Source organism: Streptomyces sp. NPDC030799 (assembly GCF_055572255.1).
On record NZ_JBVIDS010000002.1, the window covers coordinates 559955 to 573268 of the forward strand.

Annotated in this window: 16 protein-coding genes and 1 pseudogene; 11 read left to right on the forward strand and 6 right to left on the reverse strand. The window is 72.7% G+C overall.

Annotation, left to right across the window (positions count from 1 at the left end; genetic code table 11):
* Nucleotides 1–95 precede the first annotated feature (95 nt).
* The gene (locus tag ACZ41I_RS06375) at nucleotides 96–290 is read right to left on the reverse strand and encodes a DUF2795 domain-containing protein (protein WP_363219064.1); all 195 of its coding nucleotides are present in this window, start codon (nucleotides 288–290) and stop codon (nucleotides 96–98) included.
* A gap of 179 nt (nucleotides 291–469) precedes the next feature.
* On the opposite strand from ACZ41I_RS06375, the gene ACZ41I_RS06380 reads away from it, so the two are divergent.
* The 7 genes from ACZ41I_RS06380 (at nucleotide 470) to pqqB (ending at nucleotide 5421) form a co-directional block, all read left to right on the forward strand.
* Complete coding sequence (locus ACZ41I_RS06380; protein WP_363219065.1) at nucleotides 470–616, forward strand: hypothetical protein; 147 nt, start codon at nucleotides 470–472, stop codon at nucleotides 614–616.
* Nucleotides 617–626: 10 nt separating this feature from the next.
* Nucleotides 627–950, forward strand: coding sequence for a DUF2795 domain-containing protein (locus ACZ41I_RS06385; RefSeq protein WP_363219067.1), 324 nt, complete (start codon nucleotides 627–629; stop codon nucleotides 948–950).
* A 120-nt stretch (nucleotides 951–1070) separates the two neighbouring features.
* Nucleotides 1071–2585 carry a purine-cytosine permease family protein gene (locus ACZ41I_RS06390; RefSeq protein WP_399762743.1) on the forward strand — a complete coding sequence of 505 codons (1515 nt, stop codon included), beginning with the start codon at nucleotides 1071–1073 and terminating at the stop codon, nucleotides 2583–2585.
* The gene (locus tag ACZ41I_RS06395) at nucleotides 2582–3133 is read left to right on the forward strand and encodes a cysteine hydrolase family protein (RefSeq protein WP_399762741.1); all 552 of its coding nucleotides are present in this window, start codon (nucleotides 2582–2584) and stop codon (nucleotides 3131–3133) included. Before ACZ41I_RS06390 ends, ACZ41I_RS06395 begins: the two co-directional genes overlap by 4 nt.
* Nucleotides 3134–3179: 46 nt before the next feature.
* Nucleotides 3180–4118: a GntR family transcriptional regulator gene (locus ACZ41I_RS06400; RefSeq protein ID WP_468513437.1), complete on the forward strand. Its 939-nt coding sequence runs from the start codon at nucleotides 3180–3182 to the stop codon at nucleotides 4116–4118.
* Complete coding sequence (locus ACZ41I_RS06405) at nucleotides 4009–4407, forward strand: SseB family protein (protein ID WP_363219071.1); 399 nt, start codon at nucleotides 4009–4011, stop codon at nucleotides 4405–4407. Before ACZ41I_RS06400 ends, ACZ41I_RS06405 begins: the two co-directional genes overlap by 110 nt.
* Nucleotides 4408–4530: 123 nt before the next feature.
* Nucleotides 4531–5421, forward strand: a complete 891-nt coding sequence (gene pqqB, locus ACZ41I_RS06410) for a pyrroloquinoline quinone biosynthesis protein PqqB (protein ID WP_399762737.1) — start codon at nucleotides 4531–4533, stop codon at nucleotides 5419–5421.
* 39 nt (nucleotides 5422–5460) lie between these two features.
* Here pqqB and ACZ41I_RS06415 read toward each other — a convergent pair whose 3' ends face one another.
* The 4 genes from ACZ41I_RS06415 to ACZ41I_RS06430 form a co-directional block, all read right to left on the reverse strand.
* Nucleotides 5461–5868: a MarR family winged helix-turn-helix transcriptional regulator gene (locus ACZ41I_RS06415; RefSeq protein WP_399762736.1), complete on the reverse strand. Its 408-nt coding sequence runs from the start codon at nucleotides 5866–5868 to the stop codon at nucleotides 5461–5463.
* Between the two features lie 76 nt (nucleotides 5869–5944).
* Nucleotides 5945–6295 (reverse strand): VOC family protein, encoded by a 351-nt coding sequence (locus ACZ41I_RS06420; protein WP_399762734.1) that lies wholly within the window; start codon nucleotides 6293–6295, stop codon nucleotides 5945–5947.
* A gap of 119 nt (nucleotides 6296–6414) precedes the next feature.
* Nucleotides 6415–8727, reverse strand: coding sequence for an ABC transporter permease (locus tag ACZ41I_RS06425; RefSeq protein WP_468513320.1), 2313 nt, complete (start codon nucleotides 8725–8727; stop codon nucleotides 6415–6417).
* On the reverse strand, nucleotides 8724–9431 hold the full coding sequence (locus ACZ41I_RS06430) for an ABC transporter ATP-binding protein (RefSeq protein WP_468513321.1): 708 nt from the start codon (nucleotides 9429–9431) through the stop codon (nucleotides 8724–8726). Before ACZ41I_RS06430 ends, ACZ41I_RS06425 begins: the two co-directional genes overlap by 4 nt.
* Nucleotides 9432–9571: 140 nt before the next feature.
* Between ACZ41I_RS06430 and ACZ41I_RS06435 the strand changes: the two genes are divergently transcribed.
* Together ACZ41I_RS06435 and ACZ41I_RS06440 are read left to right on the forward strand one after the other, a co-directional pair.
* Nucleotides 9572–10441 carry a sensor histidine kinase gene (locus tag ACZ41I_RS06435; RefSeq protein WP_399762729.1) on the forward strand — a complete coding sequence of 290 codons (870 nt, stop codon included), beginning with the start codon at nucleotides 9572–9574 and terminating at the stop codon, nucleotides 10439–10441.
* Nucleotides 10438–11121 carry a response regulator gene (locus ACZ41I_RS06440; protein ID WP_399762727.1) on the forward strand — a complete coding sequence of 228 codons (684 nt, stop codon included), beginning with the start codon at nucleotides 10438–10440 and terminating at the stop codon, nucleotides 11119–11121. Before ACZ41I_RS06435 ends, ACZ41I_RS06440 begins: the two co-directional genes overlap by 4 nt.
* On the opposite strand, the pseudogene ACZ41I_RS06445 reads toward ACZ41I_RS06440, so the two are convergent.
* A pseudogene (locus ACZ41I_RS06445) lies at nucleotides 11085–11841 on the reverse strand (substrate-binding domain-containing protein). The gene ACZ41I_RS06440 and the pseudogene ACZ41I_RS06445 overlap by 37 nt on opposite strands.
* Nucleotides 11842–11928: 87 nt before the next feature.
* Here ACZ41I_RS06445 and ACZ41I_RS06450 point away from each other — a divergent pair.
* Both ACZ41I_RS06450 and ACZ41I_RS06455 read left to right on the forward strand, forming a co-directional pair.
* Nucleotides 11929–12216: an ArsR family transcriptional regulator gene (locus tag ACZ41I_RS06450; protein ID WP_399762725.1), complete on the forward strand. Its 288-nt coding sequence runs from the start codon at nucleotides 11929–11931 to the stop codon at nucleotides 12214–12216.
* Between the two features lie 66 nt (nucleotides 12217–12282).
* On the forward strand, nucleotides 12283–13251 hold the full coding sequence (locus ACZ41I_RS06455) for an SMP-30/gluconolactonase/LRE family protein (protein ID WP_399762723.1): 969 nt from the start codon (nucleotides 12283–12285) through the stop codon (nucleotides 13249–13251).
* The last annotated feature ends 63 nt before the right edge of the window (nucleotides 13252–13314 follow it).

A 13314-nucleotide genomic window follows, 5' to 3' on the forward strand; every position in this document is an offset into this window, starting at 1 on the left:
CCCCTCCCCTCGAGAGGAGATGCCACCCCACCCCCCCCCCCCCACCCCCCCTCCCCCCCCCCCCCCCCCCCCCCCCCCCCCCACGCCGTGGTTCGTCACTCGTTCTGGAAGACCGCCTTGCTCACCTCGGCGGGGTTCTGGAATTCCTTCTTGCCGAGGTGTGCGATGCGCTCGGTGACTTCCTTGGACGCGTGATTCTTCTCGGCGACCTTCCGGAGCTGTTCCGAGTTGGCCGGGTACTCCGCGCCGGACAGTGCCTTCTGCAGATCAGGGGGGTTGATACCCGCCATGGTTCCTCCAGGCGGTGAGATCGTGCTCGGTCGGTACGCCGGCGCCGCATGCTGCGCCGGGACTGCCCAGGTACCCACGGCCCGGCGGCGGATTCACGAATTCCTCCCGGTCATGGGTCACCGGGCGGACGGGTACTCGGTGGCTTCGGAACAGGCAAGGACACGTGAGGGAGGCCCCCATGAGCGAGTCCACGCCCTCCCAGGCGGAGGGCGACCGGGAGCCCGGAGACGCGCAGGCGGAGCAGCCGCCGCGCACGACGCCGTCCCAGACGGAAGGATCGGACACCGCAGACGAGAACGGCAACAGCGACCAGGACGACGAGTGAAGGAGGCGTCATGAGCACGGCACACACCAGCGTCCCCGAGGTGCTGGCGGCGCTGAAGGACGTGTCGTACCCGACCGACAAGGAGCACCTGGTCTCGGCCGCGCGGGAGGCGGGCGCGTCCGAAGAGGTCGTCAAGGCCCTGCGCGGCATCCCCGCCGAGCAGTACACGGGCCGTGAGGACGTGGCGAGGTCGGTGCGGGTGGACCCGGATTCGGACCTCGGCCACACCGCGGCACAGCGCGCGGAACAGGCACGAGAGGGAGGCAAGCCCGGCCTCTCCCAGCATCTGCGGGAGGAACCGAAGACACCGATCCAGGAGGAGTTCGACCGCTGAGCCGGCGCCGGCGTCCCCCGGCGCCGCCCAGGCGTTCCTGCGGCTCGTGGCCCCCTGGCCCCCCGTGCACTAGCGTGCCTGATCAGACACGTCTGGACAGGTAGGACAGGTGGCTCGGCGATGACGCACCCGCAGGACCCGCTCGCAAGCACCGACGGCAGATCCCCCGCCCGGCCGATCCAGGTGGAGACCCACGGGCTCGACGTGATCGGCGACGCGGACCGCAAGGGCACCCCGCGCACGCTGTTCTGGCCCTGGTTCGGGGCCAACGTCTCCGTTCTCGGACTGAGCTACGGCGCCTTCGCGTTCGGTTTCGGCATCTCCTTCTGGCAGGCGCTGATCGCCGGTGTGCTCGGCATCGTCGTCTCGTTCCTGCTGTGCGGTTTCATCGCGGTCGCCGGGAAGCGCGGCTCGGCGCCCACCATGGTGCTCAGCCGGGCGGCCTACGGAGTCCGCGGCAACCGCCTGCCGTCCGTGATCTCCTGGGTGCTCACCGTCGGCTGGGAGACCGTCCTCACCGCGCTCGCCACGCTGGCCACCGCGACCGTCTTCAGCCGCCTCGGCTGGGGCGGCGGCACCGAGACCAAGGTGGTCGCCCTCATGGTGGTGGCCGCGCTGACCGTCGTCGGCGGGGTCATGGGCTTCGACCTGATCATGCGGCTGCAGACATTCATCACCGTGATCACGGGCGTCCTCACGCTCGTCTACATCGCCCTCGTCGCCGACCACGTCCACTGGAGCACGGTCAGTGCGCTCCCGGCCGGTTCCGCGCAGGAGTTCGTCGGCGCGCTGGTGTTCATGATGACCGGCTTCGGCCTCGGCTGGGTCAACGCCGCCGCCGACTACTCCCGCTATCTGCCCAGGAGTTCCTCCAGCCGGGGAGTGATCGGCTGGACCACCTTCGGCGCCTGCGTGGCCCCGCTGCTCCTGCTGGTCTTCGGCCTGCTGCTGGCCGGTTCCTCCCAGAGCCTGAGCAAGGCCGTCGCGGCCGACCCGATCGGTGCGCTGACGACGATCCTGCCCACCTGGTTCCTGGTGCCCTTCGCAGTGGTCGCCGTGCTCGGACTGGTCGGCGGAGCCGTCCTCGACATCTACTCCTCGGGCCTCGCCCTGCTCTCCGCCGGCCTGCGCGTGCCCCGCTACCTGGCCGCGTTGTTCGACGGCCTCCTGATGATCGCCGGCTCGGTCTACATCGTCTTCTTCGCGGGCGACTTCCTCGGCCAGTTCATGGGCTTCCTCACCACCCTCGGCGTGCCCATCGCCGCCTGGTGCGGCATCATGCTCGCCGACCTCGCCCTGCGCCGCCGCGACTACGACGACGGCGACCTCTACCGCCCGCACGGCCGCTACGGCGACATCCCGCTGCCGCCCCTGCTGCTCACCCTCGCCGCCACGGCCGTCGGCTGGGGCCTGGTCACCAACACCGCCGCGAGCTGGCTCACCTGGCAGGGCTACCTCCTCTCCCCGCTCGGCCTCGGCGGCAAGACCGGTGCCTGGGCGTACGCCAACCTCGGTGTCCTGGTCGCACTGGCCCTCGCCTTCACCGGCACCCTGCTGCTCGGCCGGGGCCGGGTGCGCGCCCAGGAGGCGCAGGCACCGAGCCCGGTCACCGACGAGGGGGTGCTGAACGCATGACCGCCGGGCACCTCGCCGTCATCGACATGCAGCACGTCTTCGCCGCCCCGGCGAGCCCCTGGGCCACTCCCCGGTACGCCGACGCGGTGGCGGGCGTCCGCAGCCTGCTGCCGTCCTTCGACGACCGCGTCACCTTCACCCGCTTCCTGGCCCCCGGCACACCCACCGGGGCCTGGCGCGCCTACTACGACCGATGGCCCTTCGCCCTCCAGCCCCCGGACTCCGAGCTGTGGCAGTTGTCCGAGGAGTTCGCGGAGCACGCCGCCCATGTCGTGGACGCCACCACCTTCGGCAAGTGGACCCCGCAGCTCGCCGCCCGCGTCGGTCCGGACGACCGCCTGGTGCTGGCCGGTGTCAGCACCGAATGCTGTGTGCTGTCCACCGCCCTGGCCGCCGCCGACGCCGGCGTCGAGGTTCTGGTGGTCGCGGACGCCTGCGCCGGAGTGGACGACGACTCGCACCTGAAGGCCCTGCAGATCATGGGGCTGTACCAGCCGCTCGTCCGGATCACCACCGTCGACGACCTGCTCGCGGAGAGCCGACCGTGACCGGCGTCTCAAGCACCAGCGGATCAGCCGGATCCTCGCGCGCGAGATCCGCGGCGGCAGCCGCCCGGCCGGCCGGCGGCTCCCCGGCGAACACGCCCTGGCGCAGCGGTTCGGCGTCAGCCGTACGACCATCCGCGCGGCCCTTGCCGAACTGTCCGAGGAGAGCCTGATCACCACCCGCACCGGCAAGGGCTCCTACGTCCTCTTCGACGGCCGCCCGCTGGACGACCGGCTCGGCTGGGCCCGCGCCGTGACCGTGCCGGGCGTGGACACCACGGTGCGGACCCTCGCCGTACGCGAGACACGCGACGCCGCACTCGCCGCAGAGCTCGGCCTGGAGAAGGACGTATGCGTGGAGCGCACCCGTGAGCCGGCCTCGGACGGCACCGTGGTGTCGTACGAGCGCAGCTTCCTGCCACCGGTGCCCGTGATCCGCGAGCTGCCCGCCCGCGGCCTCGCCCAGGAGCCGCTCACCGAACTGCTCCTGCGGGCCGGGCTGCGCGCGGACCACGGGGAGCAGCGGATCAGCGGGCAGCCGGTCGACGCCCGGGAGGCGCAGATGCTGCGGCGCACGCCGGGGGGACTGGTTCCTGCAGACGCGGCGGACCGGCCGGGCAGCCGACGGCGCCTTCGTCGAGCACGTCGTCACGCTCCTCGATCCCGGCCACTTCCGACTGACCCTGACTTTCGGCCCACCCGCCGCCTGACGGCTGTCCTGAGTCTCACCGTCTACGGACGCACGTTTCCAGGCCCCCACCGGACCTCCGCCGATCCTCACGCATGCGCCGCCGCCCACCGGGTACGCGAGGCGGGAGCACGCCCGGGTGCAACCGCCCCGGGTGGCCCGTACGACCGCCGCTACCTGGGGATCTGCCATGGAGACACCCGCACACGACGACCTGCCGACGCCGGCCCAGCAGGCGCTGGACGCGCTGGCCGTGAACGCCGAGGACCAGTCCGCGCTGGACGTCCTCGCCCACAGTGACGTGCTCGTCCCCGTGCCGGACGACGCGATCGACGGGGAGGGCGCCGATGCCACGAGCGTGGCGCTGCCCGTCCTCGAACAGCCCGGAGGCGACCCGGTCGTCCCCGTCTTCACCACGGAGGGCGAGATGACCGGACTGCTGCCGTTCGTCTCGCGCTACCGCCTCATACCGCTGGGCGCCCTGGCCTCCCAATGGCCCGACGAGGACCTCTCCCTGGCCATCGACGGCAACTCCACCCACGCCCTGACCCTCACGTCACAGGGGGTACGCACCTTGTTGGCGCGCTGACCAGCGCCCCGAAGCGGGCCTTGCACGACGGCCGGAACTGGACCCTGCACCCGGGGATCACCCGCCGCCCGCAGGGAAGACCCTCAGCGGAAGACGGAAGCGGCGCGCGAAGGAGCCGATGTCGTGAGGGTCGTCCTGCTGGGCACCGCTGCCGGCGGCGGCTTCCCGCCCTGGAACTGCGCCTGCGCGCTGTGCACGGCCACCCGGGACGGCCGGCTGCCCTCCCGTACTCGGGAATGCGCGGCCGTCACCGGCAACGGCCGCGACTGGTGGCTGCTGAACGCCTCGCCGGACCTGCGCGCCCAGCTCACCGCCACGCCGGCGCTCCGGCCCGGCCGCGGTCCCCGGGACACCCCGCTGCGCGGTGTGCTGCTCACCGACGCCGAGCCCGACCACGTCACCGGCCTGGCCGAGCTGCGCGGAGCGGCGGGCCTGAAGGTGTACGCCGCCCCGCCGGTGCGGGACGTCCTGGCTCCCGCCCGAGCCGCCCTGGACCGCTATGCCCCCTGGGAGTGGCCGGACAGCCTGGCAGAGGGCGGATTCGTGCTGGCCGGCGGGCTGGTGGTCACGGCCCACCCGGTGGGCGTGAAGATCCCGGCGTATGTACCGGCGCAGGCGCCGCAACCGGCCGGCCCGTGGATGACGGCGTATCGCGTCGAGGACCTGGCCAGTGGGGGAGTGCTGGTCTACGCGCCGTGTGTCGCTGCCTGGAGCCCGGCGCTGGAGGACCTGTGCGCCCAGGCCGACTGCGTCCTGCTGGACGGCACCTTCTTCGCGGCCGACGCGATGGGCACGGCGGTGCGGTCCGGCTCCGGGCAGGCCGCCATGGGACAGCTCCCGGTCACCGGTCCCGACGGCTCTGTGGCGGCTCCGGCACGCCGTCCCGGCGCACGCCGGATCCACACGCGCCTCGACCACACGAACCCGCTTCTCGATCCGGCGTCACCGGCACGCGCGCGTGCCGCCGAGGAGGGCGTCGAGGTCCTGCTCGACGGGGCCGAGCTGCTGCTCTGACCCTGCCGCTCGCTCAGCTGCTCCCACCCTGCCGCTCGCTCAGCTGCTCCCACCCTGCTGCTCGCTCAGCATGCGCTCCAGCACGGCGCGCTGCAGTGGCAGCACCTCGGCGTGCAGCGCGCGGCCCTTGCGGGTGAGCGCCACCCACACCCCGCGCCGGTCCTCCGCGCACACCGAGCGCTTCACGAGCCCGTCCTTCTCCAGCCGGCCGATCAGCCGGGACAGCGCGCTCTGGCTGAGATGGACCCGTCCGACCAGGTTCTGCACCCGGCACTGGTCGCCTTCCGCGGGCGACTCGGAGGCCAGGATGTCCAGCACCTCGAAGTCGCTGGCGCCCAGCCCGTGCGGGTGCAGGGCCCGGTCGATCTCGCACATCGTGCGTGCGTGCACGGCGAGGATGTCCCGCCATCGTTCCTCGAGCCGGGCGTCGGCCGTCTTGACTGCCATACCCGCACCGTAGCACCGATCCGGCCAGTCATTGAGTATGCAAATAGTGCGGACGCAAGAATGTCGGCGCCGCCGCTCAGACGACCGGGTCCTGGAGGAGGCCGACCAGGTTGCCGTCCGGGTCCTTCACCGAGACGACGAGCCTGCCGTTGCCGACGTCCCGCACGTCCTGGACCACTTCGGCGCCCGCCTGCACCAACGCCGCGAGCCGCTCCCGGAGGTCGGTGACGTGCCAGAACGGCACCGGCCCCGTCAGTCCCTGGGCATGTCCGTTCGGGTCGAGGCCGACGTCCTGTCCCTCGGCCTTGAAACCGACGTAGTACGGCTCGTCCACGTACGGCTCGACACCCAGCAGAACCGTGAACAGGGCCTTGGCACGGTCGCGGTCCTTGACGGGGTAGATGATCGTCTGCAGGCCGGCGGTCATGGGACTCTCCTTCTGAGGTGCGTGGCCCGGCGGCGTCTTTCCGCCGGTGCACTTCACGCTAGGGCCGGGGAGCCCGCCGCGGCTTCTTCGATCCTGACCGCTTGCGGGCTCCCCGGGCGTCACTCGTTGTGCAGCACCTCCGCGACGGTGAGCCGGGCCGCGCGCCGGGCGGGGACCAGCGCGCCGATGACCGCGATCAGGACGCCCGCGAGGGCCGGCAGCGCCAGGATCGGCGCATGCCAGACATCCGTCATGTACGACGGCAGAGTGATGTCGATCCCCGCCGCCATGCGCGGGATCACCGCCTCGTAGGCCGCGATGCCCAGTGGGACGCCCAGCACCGACCCCAGCGTGCCGAGCACCGCCATCGACGTCACCGTCATCACCGTGACCTGGCCGGGTGTCATGCCGATCGACTTCAGCATGCCGAGGTCGCGGCGCCGGTCATGGGTGTTGAGCACGGCCGTGTTGAAGACACCGAGGGAGGCGACCAGGGACAGCATCACGGTGAGGGCGGTCGCGGAACCGACGATGGCGCCGGTGACGCTGTTGGGCTCGGTCAGCTGGACGGACAGCCCCAGGTCGGCGGCCGCGACGGCACGGGCGTACGCCTTCATGTCCGTGTCCTCGCGCAGCTTCACGTGGTAGGCGATGGGCTTCTCGCCGGGGATCAGGGCGGTCATCGTCGGCCAGGTGCCGATGATCAGCCGGTCGTCGTTGTCCATCGTCTCGCCGACGACCGTCACCACCTCCTCACGGGCTCCCTTCCGCAGCCGCAGACGGTCGCCGACGCCCACCTCGTTCCTGCGCAGGAAGGCCGAGGAGGCCAGCACCTCTCCCGTACGGTGCGTCCAGCGCCCCCGCGTCAGTACGCTGTCCAGGTGCGGATCGGGTCCGCGCCGGCCCTCGAACATCACCACCTGCGTGGTGCCGACGAGGAGCGCCTCGTCGTCCGCCCGCGCGGTGACCCCGCTCGCACCGGGCAATCCGCCCAGCATCGACTGGAGTTGCCGGTCGCTGTGCGTGGGGTGCACCTCCTTGCCGTGCCGTTGGCCGCCCACGTAGACGGTGACGTCGTAGGCGCGGTGACCGGCGTTCCCGTAGCCGGTCAACGTCGCGGCCAGGCCGGTCGCGAACGTCACCGTCGTCACGCCCAGCACCACGGCGGCCAGGGTGAGCGCGCTGCGCGCGGGCCGGGCGAACGGCAGCCCGACACCGAGGCTCACCGATCGCGGCAACCGCAGGCCGGCCAGCCGCCGTTGGATGCCGAGTGCCCGACCGGCGCGTGGCGCGCTGCCCGCGCTGATCGCCCGCACGGCCGGCAGCCGCTGCGCCCGCACCGAAGGGCCCAGCGCGGCCAGCACACAGACGAGCGGCACACCGAGCAGCGCGAGCAGATTCACCCAGGGCGCGATGCCCAACTGGTCATGCAGCATCCCCGACATGGGCCCGGTGAACACGAACTGCAGGAACGGCTTGGCGAGCAGATTGCCGGCCAGTGTGCCCAGCGCACAGCCCAGCACCGCCGGCAGGGAGATCATCGAGAGGTAGACGCCCAGGACCTGTCCCGGAGTGAACCCGAGGGCCTTGAGGATGCCGATGTGCCGGAACCCGGAGACCACCGCTCCGGCCACCACGTTGGCGACGATCAGGACGGCGACCAGGATGCCGAGCACGCCGAACGCCATCAGGTACGGCGCGTACCCGCGCGCGTTGCTGCCGATCCGGTGCTTGAGCGCCAGGTACGTCTGCGAACCGGTGAGTGCGCCCTCGGGCAGACCCGCGGTCACCTCGCCCAGCCCGGCGCGCAGCCCGCTCTGCGACGACGCGTCCCGGAACCGGTACAGCATCTGGGAGGCGTTCGGTTGCAGGGCGGCGATCTGGTCCGGGGCGACCCACACGTCCGCCGTATGACTCAGATCGAAGGCGAACCCGACGACGGTGAGCGTCGGACCCGACCGCAGGTGCCACTTCTTGCCCAGGTCGTCGGCGCTCCAGTCGGACGGCCGGTTCAGGACCATCTCGCCCGGCCGGGTGGGCCACCGGCCCGCCCACAGGTCCACCCGGTCCACCGGGCCGCCGGGGCCGGGGCGGCCGACCACGGTCGCCTCGCCGCCGATGCCGAAGTCACCGGGGCCGCGCGGGATCTCCAACGTCGCCTGCGGGAACGGGCCCGCCACCGCCTCCACGCCCGGCTGCCGTGCCGCGCGCGTCAGTTGGGCGTCCGACACCGCTTCCCGGTCGTACACGGCGGTGACATGCGGCCCGCGCTGGCCGGCGAAGACGTGGTCGAACGGCGCCGACGCCGCGTCCACCAGCCCCAGCGCCACCACGATCGACCCTGTCGACACCAGTGCGACCAGCCAGATCACCACCGTCTGCAGTCTGCGCCTGCGCGCCGCCGCACGCGCCGCCTTCCACACCGCTCTCATACCGACGGCTCCAGGGTGTGCTCGTCGGTCACCCGGCCGTCGGACAGCTCCACCAGACGGCTCGCGCAGCGCTGCGCCAGCGGCCGGTCGTGTGTGACGATGACCAGCGTCTGGCCGATCTGGTTCAGGTCCAGCAACAGATCCATCACCTGCTCCCCGGCCCGGCTGTCCAGCGCGCCGGTCGGCTCGTCGGCCAGCAGCAGCGCGGGCCGGTTCATCAATGCCCGTGCCACCGCCACCCGCTGGCGCTCACCCCCGCTGAGCACCGACGGGTAGGCGTTGCGGCGGTCCGCGATGCCCAGCTCCTCGAACAGCTCCAGCGCCCGCCGCCGGGCCTGCCGGGCCGGTGTGCCGGTCAACTGGGCGGCCAGCGCCACGTTGTCCAGGGCCGACAGGTCGTCGATGAGGTTGAAGAACTGGAAGATCATGCCGATCCGGCGCCGCCGGAACAGCGCGAGCCCCTTCTCGCTCAGCTCCCCGACGTTCTCGCCGTGTACGACGACACTGCCGGCCGTCGGCCGGTCCAGGCCGGCGATCATGTTGAGCAGCGTGGACTTGCCGCACCCCGAGGGGCCCATCACCGCGACCGCCTCCCCGGCCCGGATGTCCAGCGACACCCCGTCGAGCGCGACCGTCTCGCCGTACTCCTTGCGCACACCGTCGAGCCGTACGACGGTGTCTCCCGTTCTCACCTCGGTGACCATGGACAGGACGCTAGACGTGGGACGACGGGGTCGGCATCCCTCCCCGGACGGCATTGCGCCGCAGGGCTCATCCTGGGGATGCAGAACGATGAACCCCCAGGTCGATGCGGCTGTCAGTGCCGTCTGCGACCATGAACGGCATGGGGGACTACGAGGTGCTGACGGCGGCGCTCGCGGTGGCGTGCGCGGCCGTTGCCGGGATGGGCGTGGCGCTGGTGCGCACCCGGCGCCGCTGGCAGACGGCGGTCGGGGAGCGGGGCTGGCTGCTGGAGCGCGAGCGGGAGAGCGCGGCCGAGGCCGCGATCACGGCCGAACGCGACCGGATCGCCCGGGAGTTGCACGACATCGTCAGCCACAATGTGAGCCTCATGGTCGTGCAGGCGAGCGCCGCACGCGAGGTGCTGGGGACGATGCCGGACGAGGCGGCGACGGCTCTCAGGGCCGTCGAGGACGCGGGGCGGGGCGCGATGACCGACCTCAGACATCTGCTGGGACTGCTGGCGCCCGCACAGGACGGCACGGACACCGACCCGGGAACGGGCGCGCAAGAGGGCGCGGGTGCGGACGCGGACGCGGTGAGCACGCCGCTCGCCCCGCAGCCCGGCCTCGACCGGCTCGGCCCGCTCGTGGACCGCATATCGTTCGCCGGGCTCCCGGTCGAGGTCCGTGTCTCCGGCGAGCCGCGCCCGCTGCCCCAGGGCATCGACGTGACCGCCTACCGGATCATCCAGGAGGCCCTGACCAACGCACTCCGGCACGGCGACGGCGGCAAGGCGGAGGTGACCGTGCGCTATGCCGACCACGCCCTGCGGGTCGAGGTGCTCAACACCGGCCCCAGCGTGCTGACCGGCACCGCCCAGGTCATCCCGAGACCGGCGGCCGGCGGCACCGGGCGCGGCCTGCTCGGTCTGCGCGAGCGGGTCGCGGTGTACGGCGGTGACCTCGACGCCCGCCGCAGACTCGGCGGCGGCTATCGCGTCCGCGCACGCATCCCCCTGGACCGGCCATGACGGGGGTTGCGCCCGAGCGGGCGCCCCGGGTCCTGATCGCCGACGACCAGACGCTGATCCGGACCGGCTTCCGGCTGATCCTCACCGCCCGGGGCATCGAGGTGGTCGGCGAGGCCGCCGACGGCGCCGAGGCGGTGTCCGCGGCGGGCGAACTGCGCCCGGACGTCGTCCTCATGGACATCCGCATGCCGGCCATGGACGGCCTGGAGGCCACCCGCCGCATCCTGCAGCGGACCCCGGACTGCAGAGTGCTCATGCTGACCACGTTCGACCTGGACCGGTATGTGTACGAGGCCCTCGCCCTCGGCGCCAGCGGCTTCCTGCTCAAGGACGTCACACCGGAGCACCTGGCGGCGGCCGTACGGCTCGTCAGCACCGGCGACGCCCTGCTCGCCCCGCAGATCACCCGGCGCCTGGTGGAGCGGTACGCGGCCGAGGCCGAGCGGACGGCCAAGCCCGTGCCCGCCGACCTGGCCGCGCTCACACCCCGCGAGCGGGAGGTGCTGACCCTGATGGGCCGCGGCCTGTCCAACACGGAACTGGCCGCCGAGCTGACCTTGAGCGAGGCCACGGTCAAGTCCCACGTGGCCCGTATCTTCGCCAAGCTGGGCCTGCGCGACCGCGCTCAGGCGGTGGTCCTCGCCTATGAGACAGGGCTGGTCCGCCCCGCTGCGCGGTAGCGCCCCAACACCGTGGCCGTGTCCTCGCCGGCGATCTGCGCGAGCGGCACCCGCACCATCTCGTTGCTGATCCGGTCCCACGGCTGACGGATGGTGGTGCGCCGGTGCCGCGGCCGTAGCCGCCGGGGAGTCGTCGAAGCCGCCGACGGCGATGTCGGGCACCCGCTTCCCGGCCCGGTGCAGCGCCGCCGGCACACCCTGCGCCATCAGGTCGGAGACGACGAACACCGCATCCACACGCGGAGCCTGCGCCGGCAGCCGCTGCGCGCCCGCCTCACCGCCGGCCCGGCGACAGCAGATGCCGGACCATGTCCCGGGCGCCGTCCCGGTCGTCGGCGGCCGCATGACTCACCTTGGAGCCGCGGTCGATCGGCTTGCCTCAGGCGACGAGCGGCACGCCCGTCCCCCGCGGTTCCTCGGCGACGGGATCGCCGGAGTGACTGGACACCAGCAGCACCCCGTCGACATGCCCGGCGGTGATGTGCCGCGTCATCCGGCGCCGTTCGCCCTCCGTGCCCGCGATCATCCGCAGCAGCGGGATGTCGTGCGCGGCCGGCGCCCAGGTGCAACCGCGCAGCAGGACATGGAAGTTGGGGTCCTCGGCACACGTGAGACGGTGCCGCGCGAGACGCCTGCCTCGCGCGCCACGTCGTGGATCGTCGGCGGTTTGCGCCGGCCCCCCGAATTGCTCACGCGGTACGGCCGTTCGGTACCGGACAACGACCGACGACTCCCGGACGTGACGGAGTCGCCGGGGCGACAGTGGGAACACTGCGTATGAGGAGGCCGGGGACGGAGGCGGACGCAATGATGGGAACTCCCTCGGGCCGGATGCGGCAGACGATCCTGGAATGGCTCAAGGACCCGGCGGACAACTTCCCGGCGCACTGCCGCCGCGACCCCGTCGCGAGGGGCGTCACCGCGCGGGCCGTGGCCGTCAAGCTGGGCGTACCCCGCCGGACCGCCGTGGCCCACCTGGACTTCCTCACCCGCCTCGGTGTGCTGCGCGCCCGCCGCATCCGCTGCCGCACCTACTACCGGCGCGACGAGATCCGTATCGCCGAGGTGGCCCGGATGTTCGAGAAGGGGTGGTGAGCGCAGGCCGGGCAGGACAGAGTGGCCGGGCAGGCGGGGGCGACCGACGGCGAAAGGGCACCGCGCATGGACCGACCGACGGCACTCGTCCCGCTCCACTACGTCTCGCTGGGCGCCCGGGGCCCCGAGGACGTGGTCGCCGACGCGCACGGACGCGTGCTGACCGGGGCGGAGGACGGGCGGATCCTGCGCGTCCACCATCTCGGCGACCCGCGCACGGCCCGTGTGGAGGTGCTGGCCGAGACCGGCGGCCGTCCGCTCGGGCTCGAACCGCTCCCGGACGGCGGTCTGTTGGTGTGCGACGCGGAACGCGGCCTGCTGCGCGTCGATCCCGTGGAAGGCGCCGCCGGCGCCGTGCGCGTGCTCGCGGACTCGGTGGCGGGGGAGCGGCTCCGTTTCTGCAGCAACGTCGTCGCCCTGCCGGACGGCACCGTGTACTTCACCGTCTCCAGCCGCCGATACCCGCTGGACCGGTGGATCGGTGACATCGTCGAACACACCGGCACCGGACGCCTGCTGCGCCTTGCGCCCGAGGGCGGCGAGCCGGACGTCCTGCTGGAGGGGCTGCAGTTCGCCAACGGCCTGGCAGCCGGAGGCGACGGCGCCTTCCTGGTGATCGCCGAGACCGGTGCCTGCCGGCTGACCCGCTACCACCTCACCGGCCCGCGCGCCGGCCGCACCGACCTCTTCGCCGCGCTTCCCGGTATGCCGGACAACCTCTGGCGCGAGGGCCCCGGGGGCCCGCTGTGGGTCGCGCTCGCCAGTCCGCGGGTCCCGCCGCTGGACGTCCTGCACCGCACCCCGCCCGCCGTGCGCGGCGCCGCCGCCCGGACCGCCGTCCATGCGCCCTACCGCCCGAGCGGCACGATCGGGGTCATGGCCCTCGACGACGCCGGACGGACCGTGCACCACCTCACCCGCCGCCGCTCCGGCTTCCGCATGGTCACCAGCGTCTGTGCGACCGGGGACCACCTGGTCCTCGGCAGCCTCCGGGAGCCCGGCGTCGCGGTCTGCGCGCGGCCCGCAGCCCGCTGACGCGGCGGTAGGCTGGTGCCCGGCCGTGATCACCCGTCGGGGCAGGCCGAACAGGAGACGCAA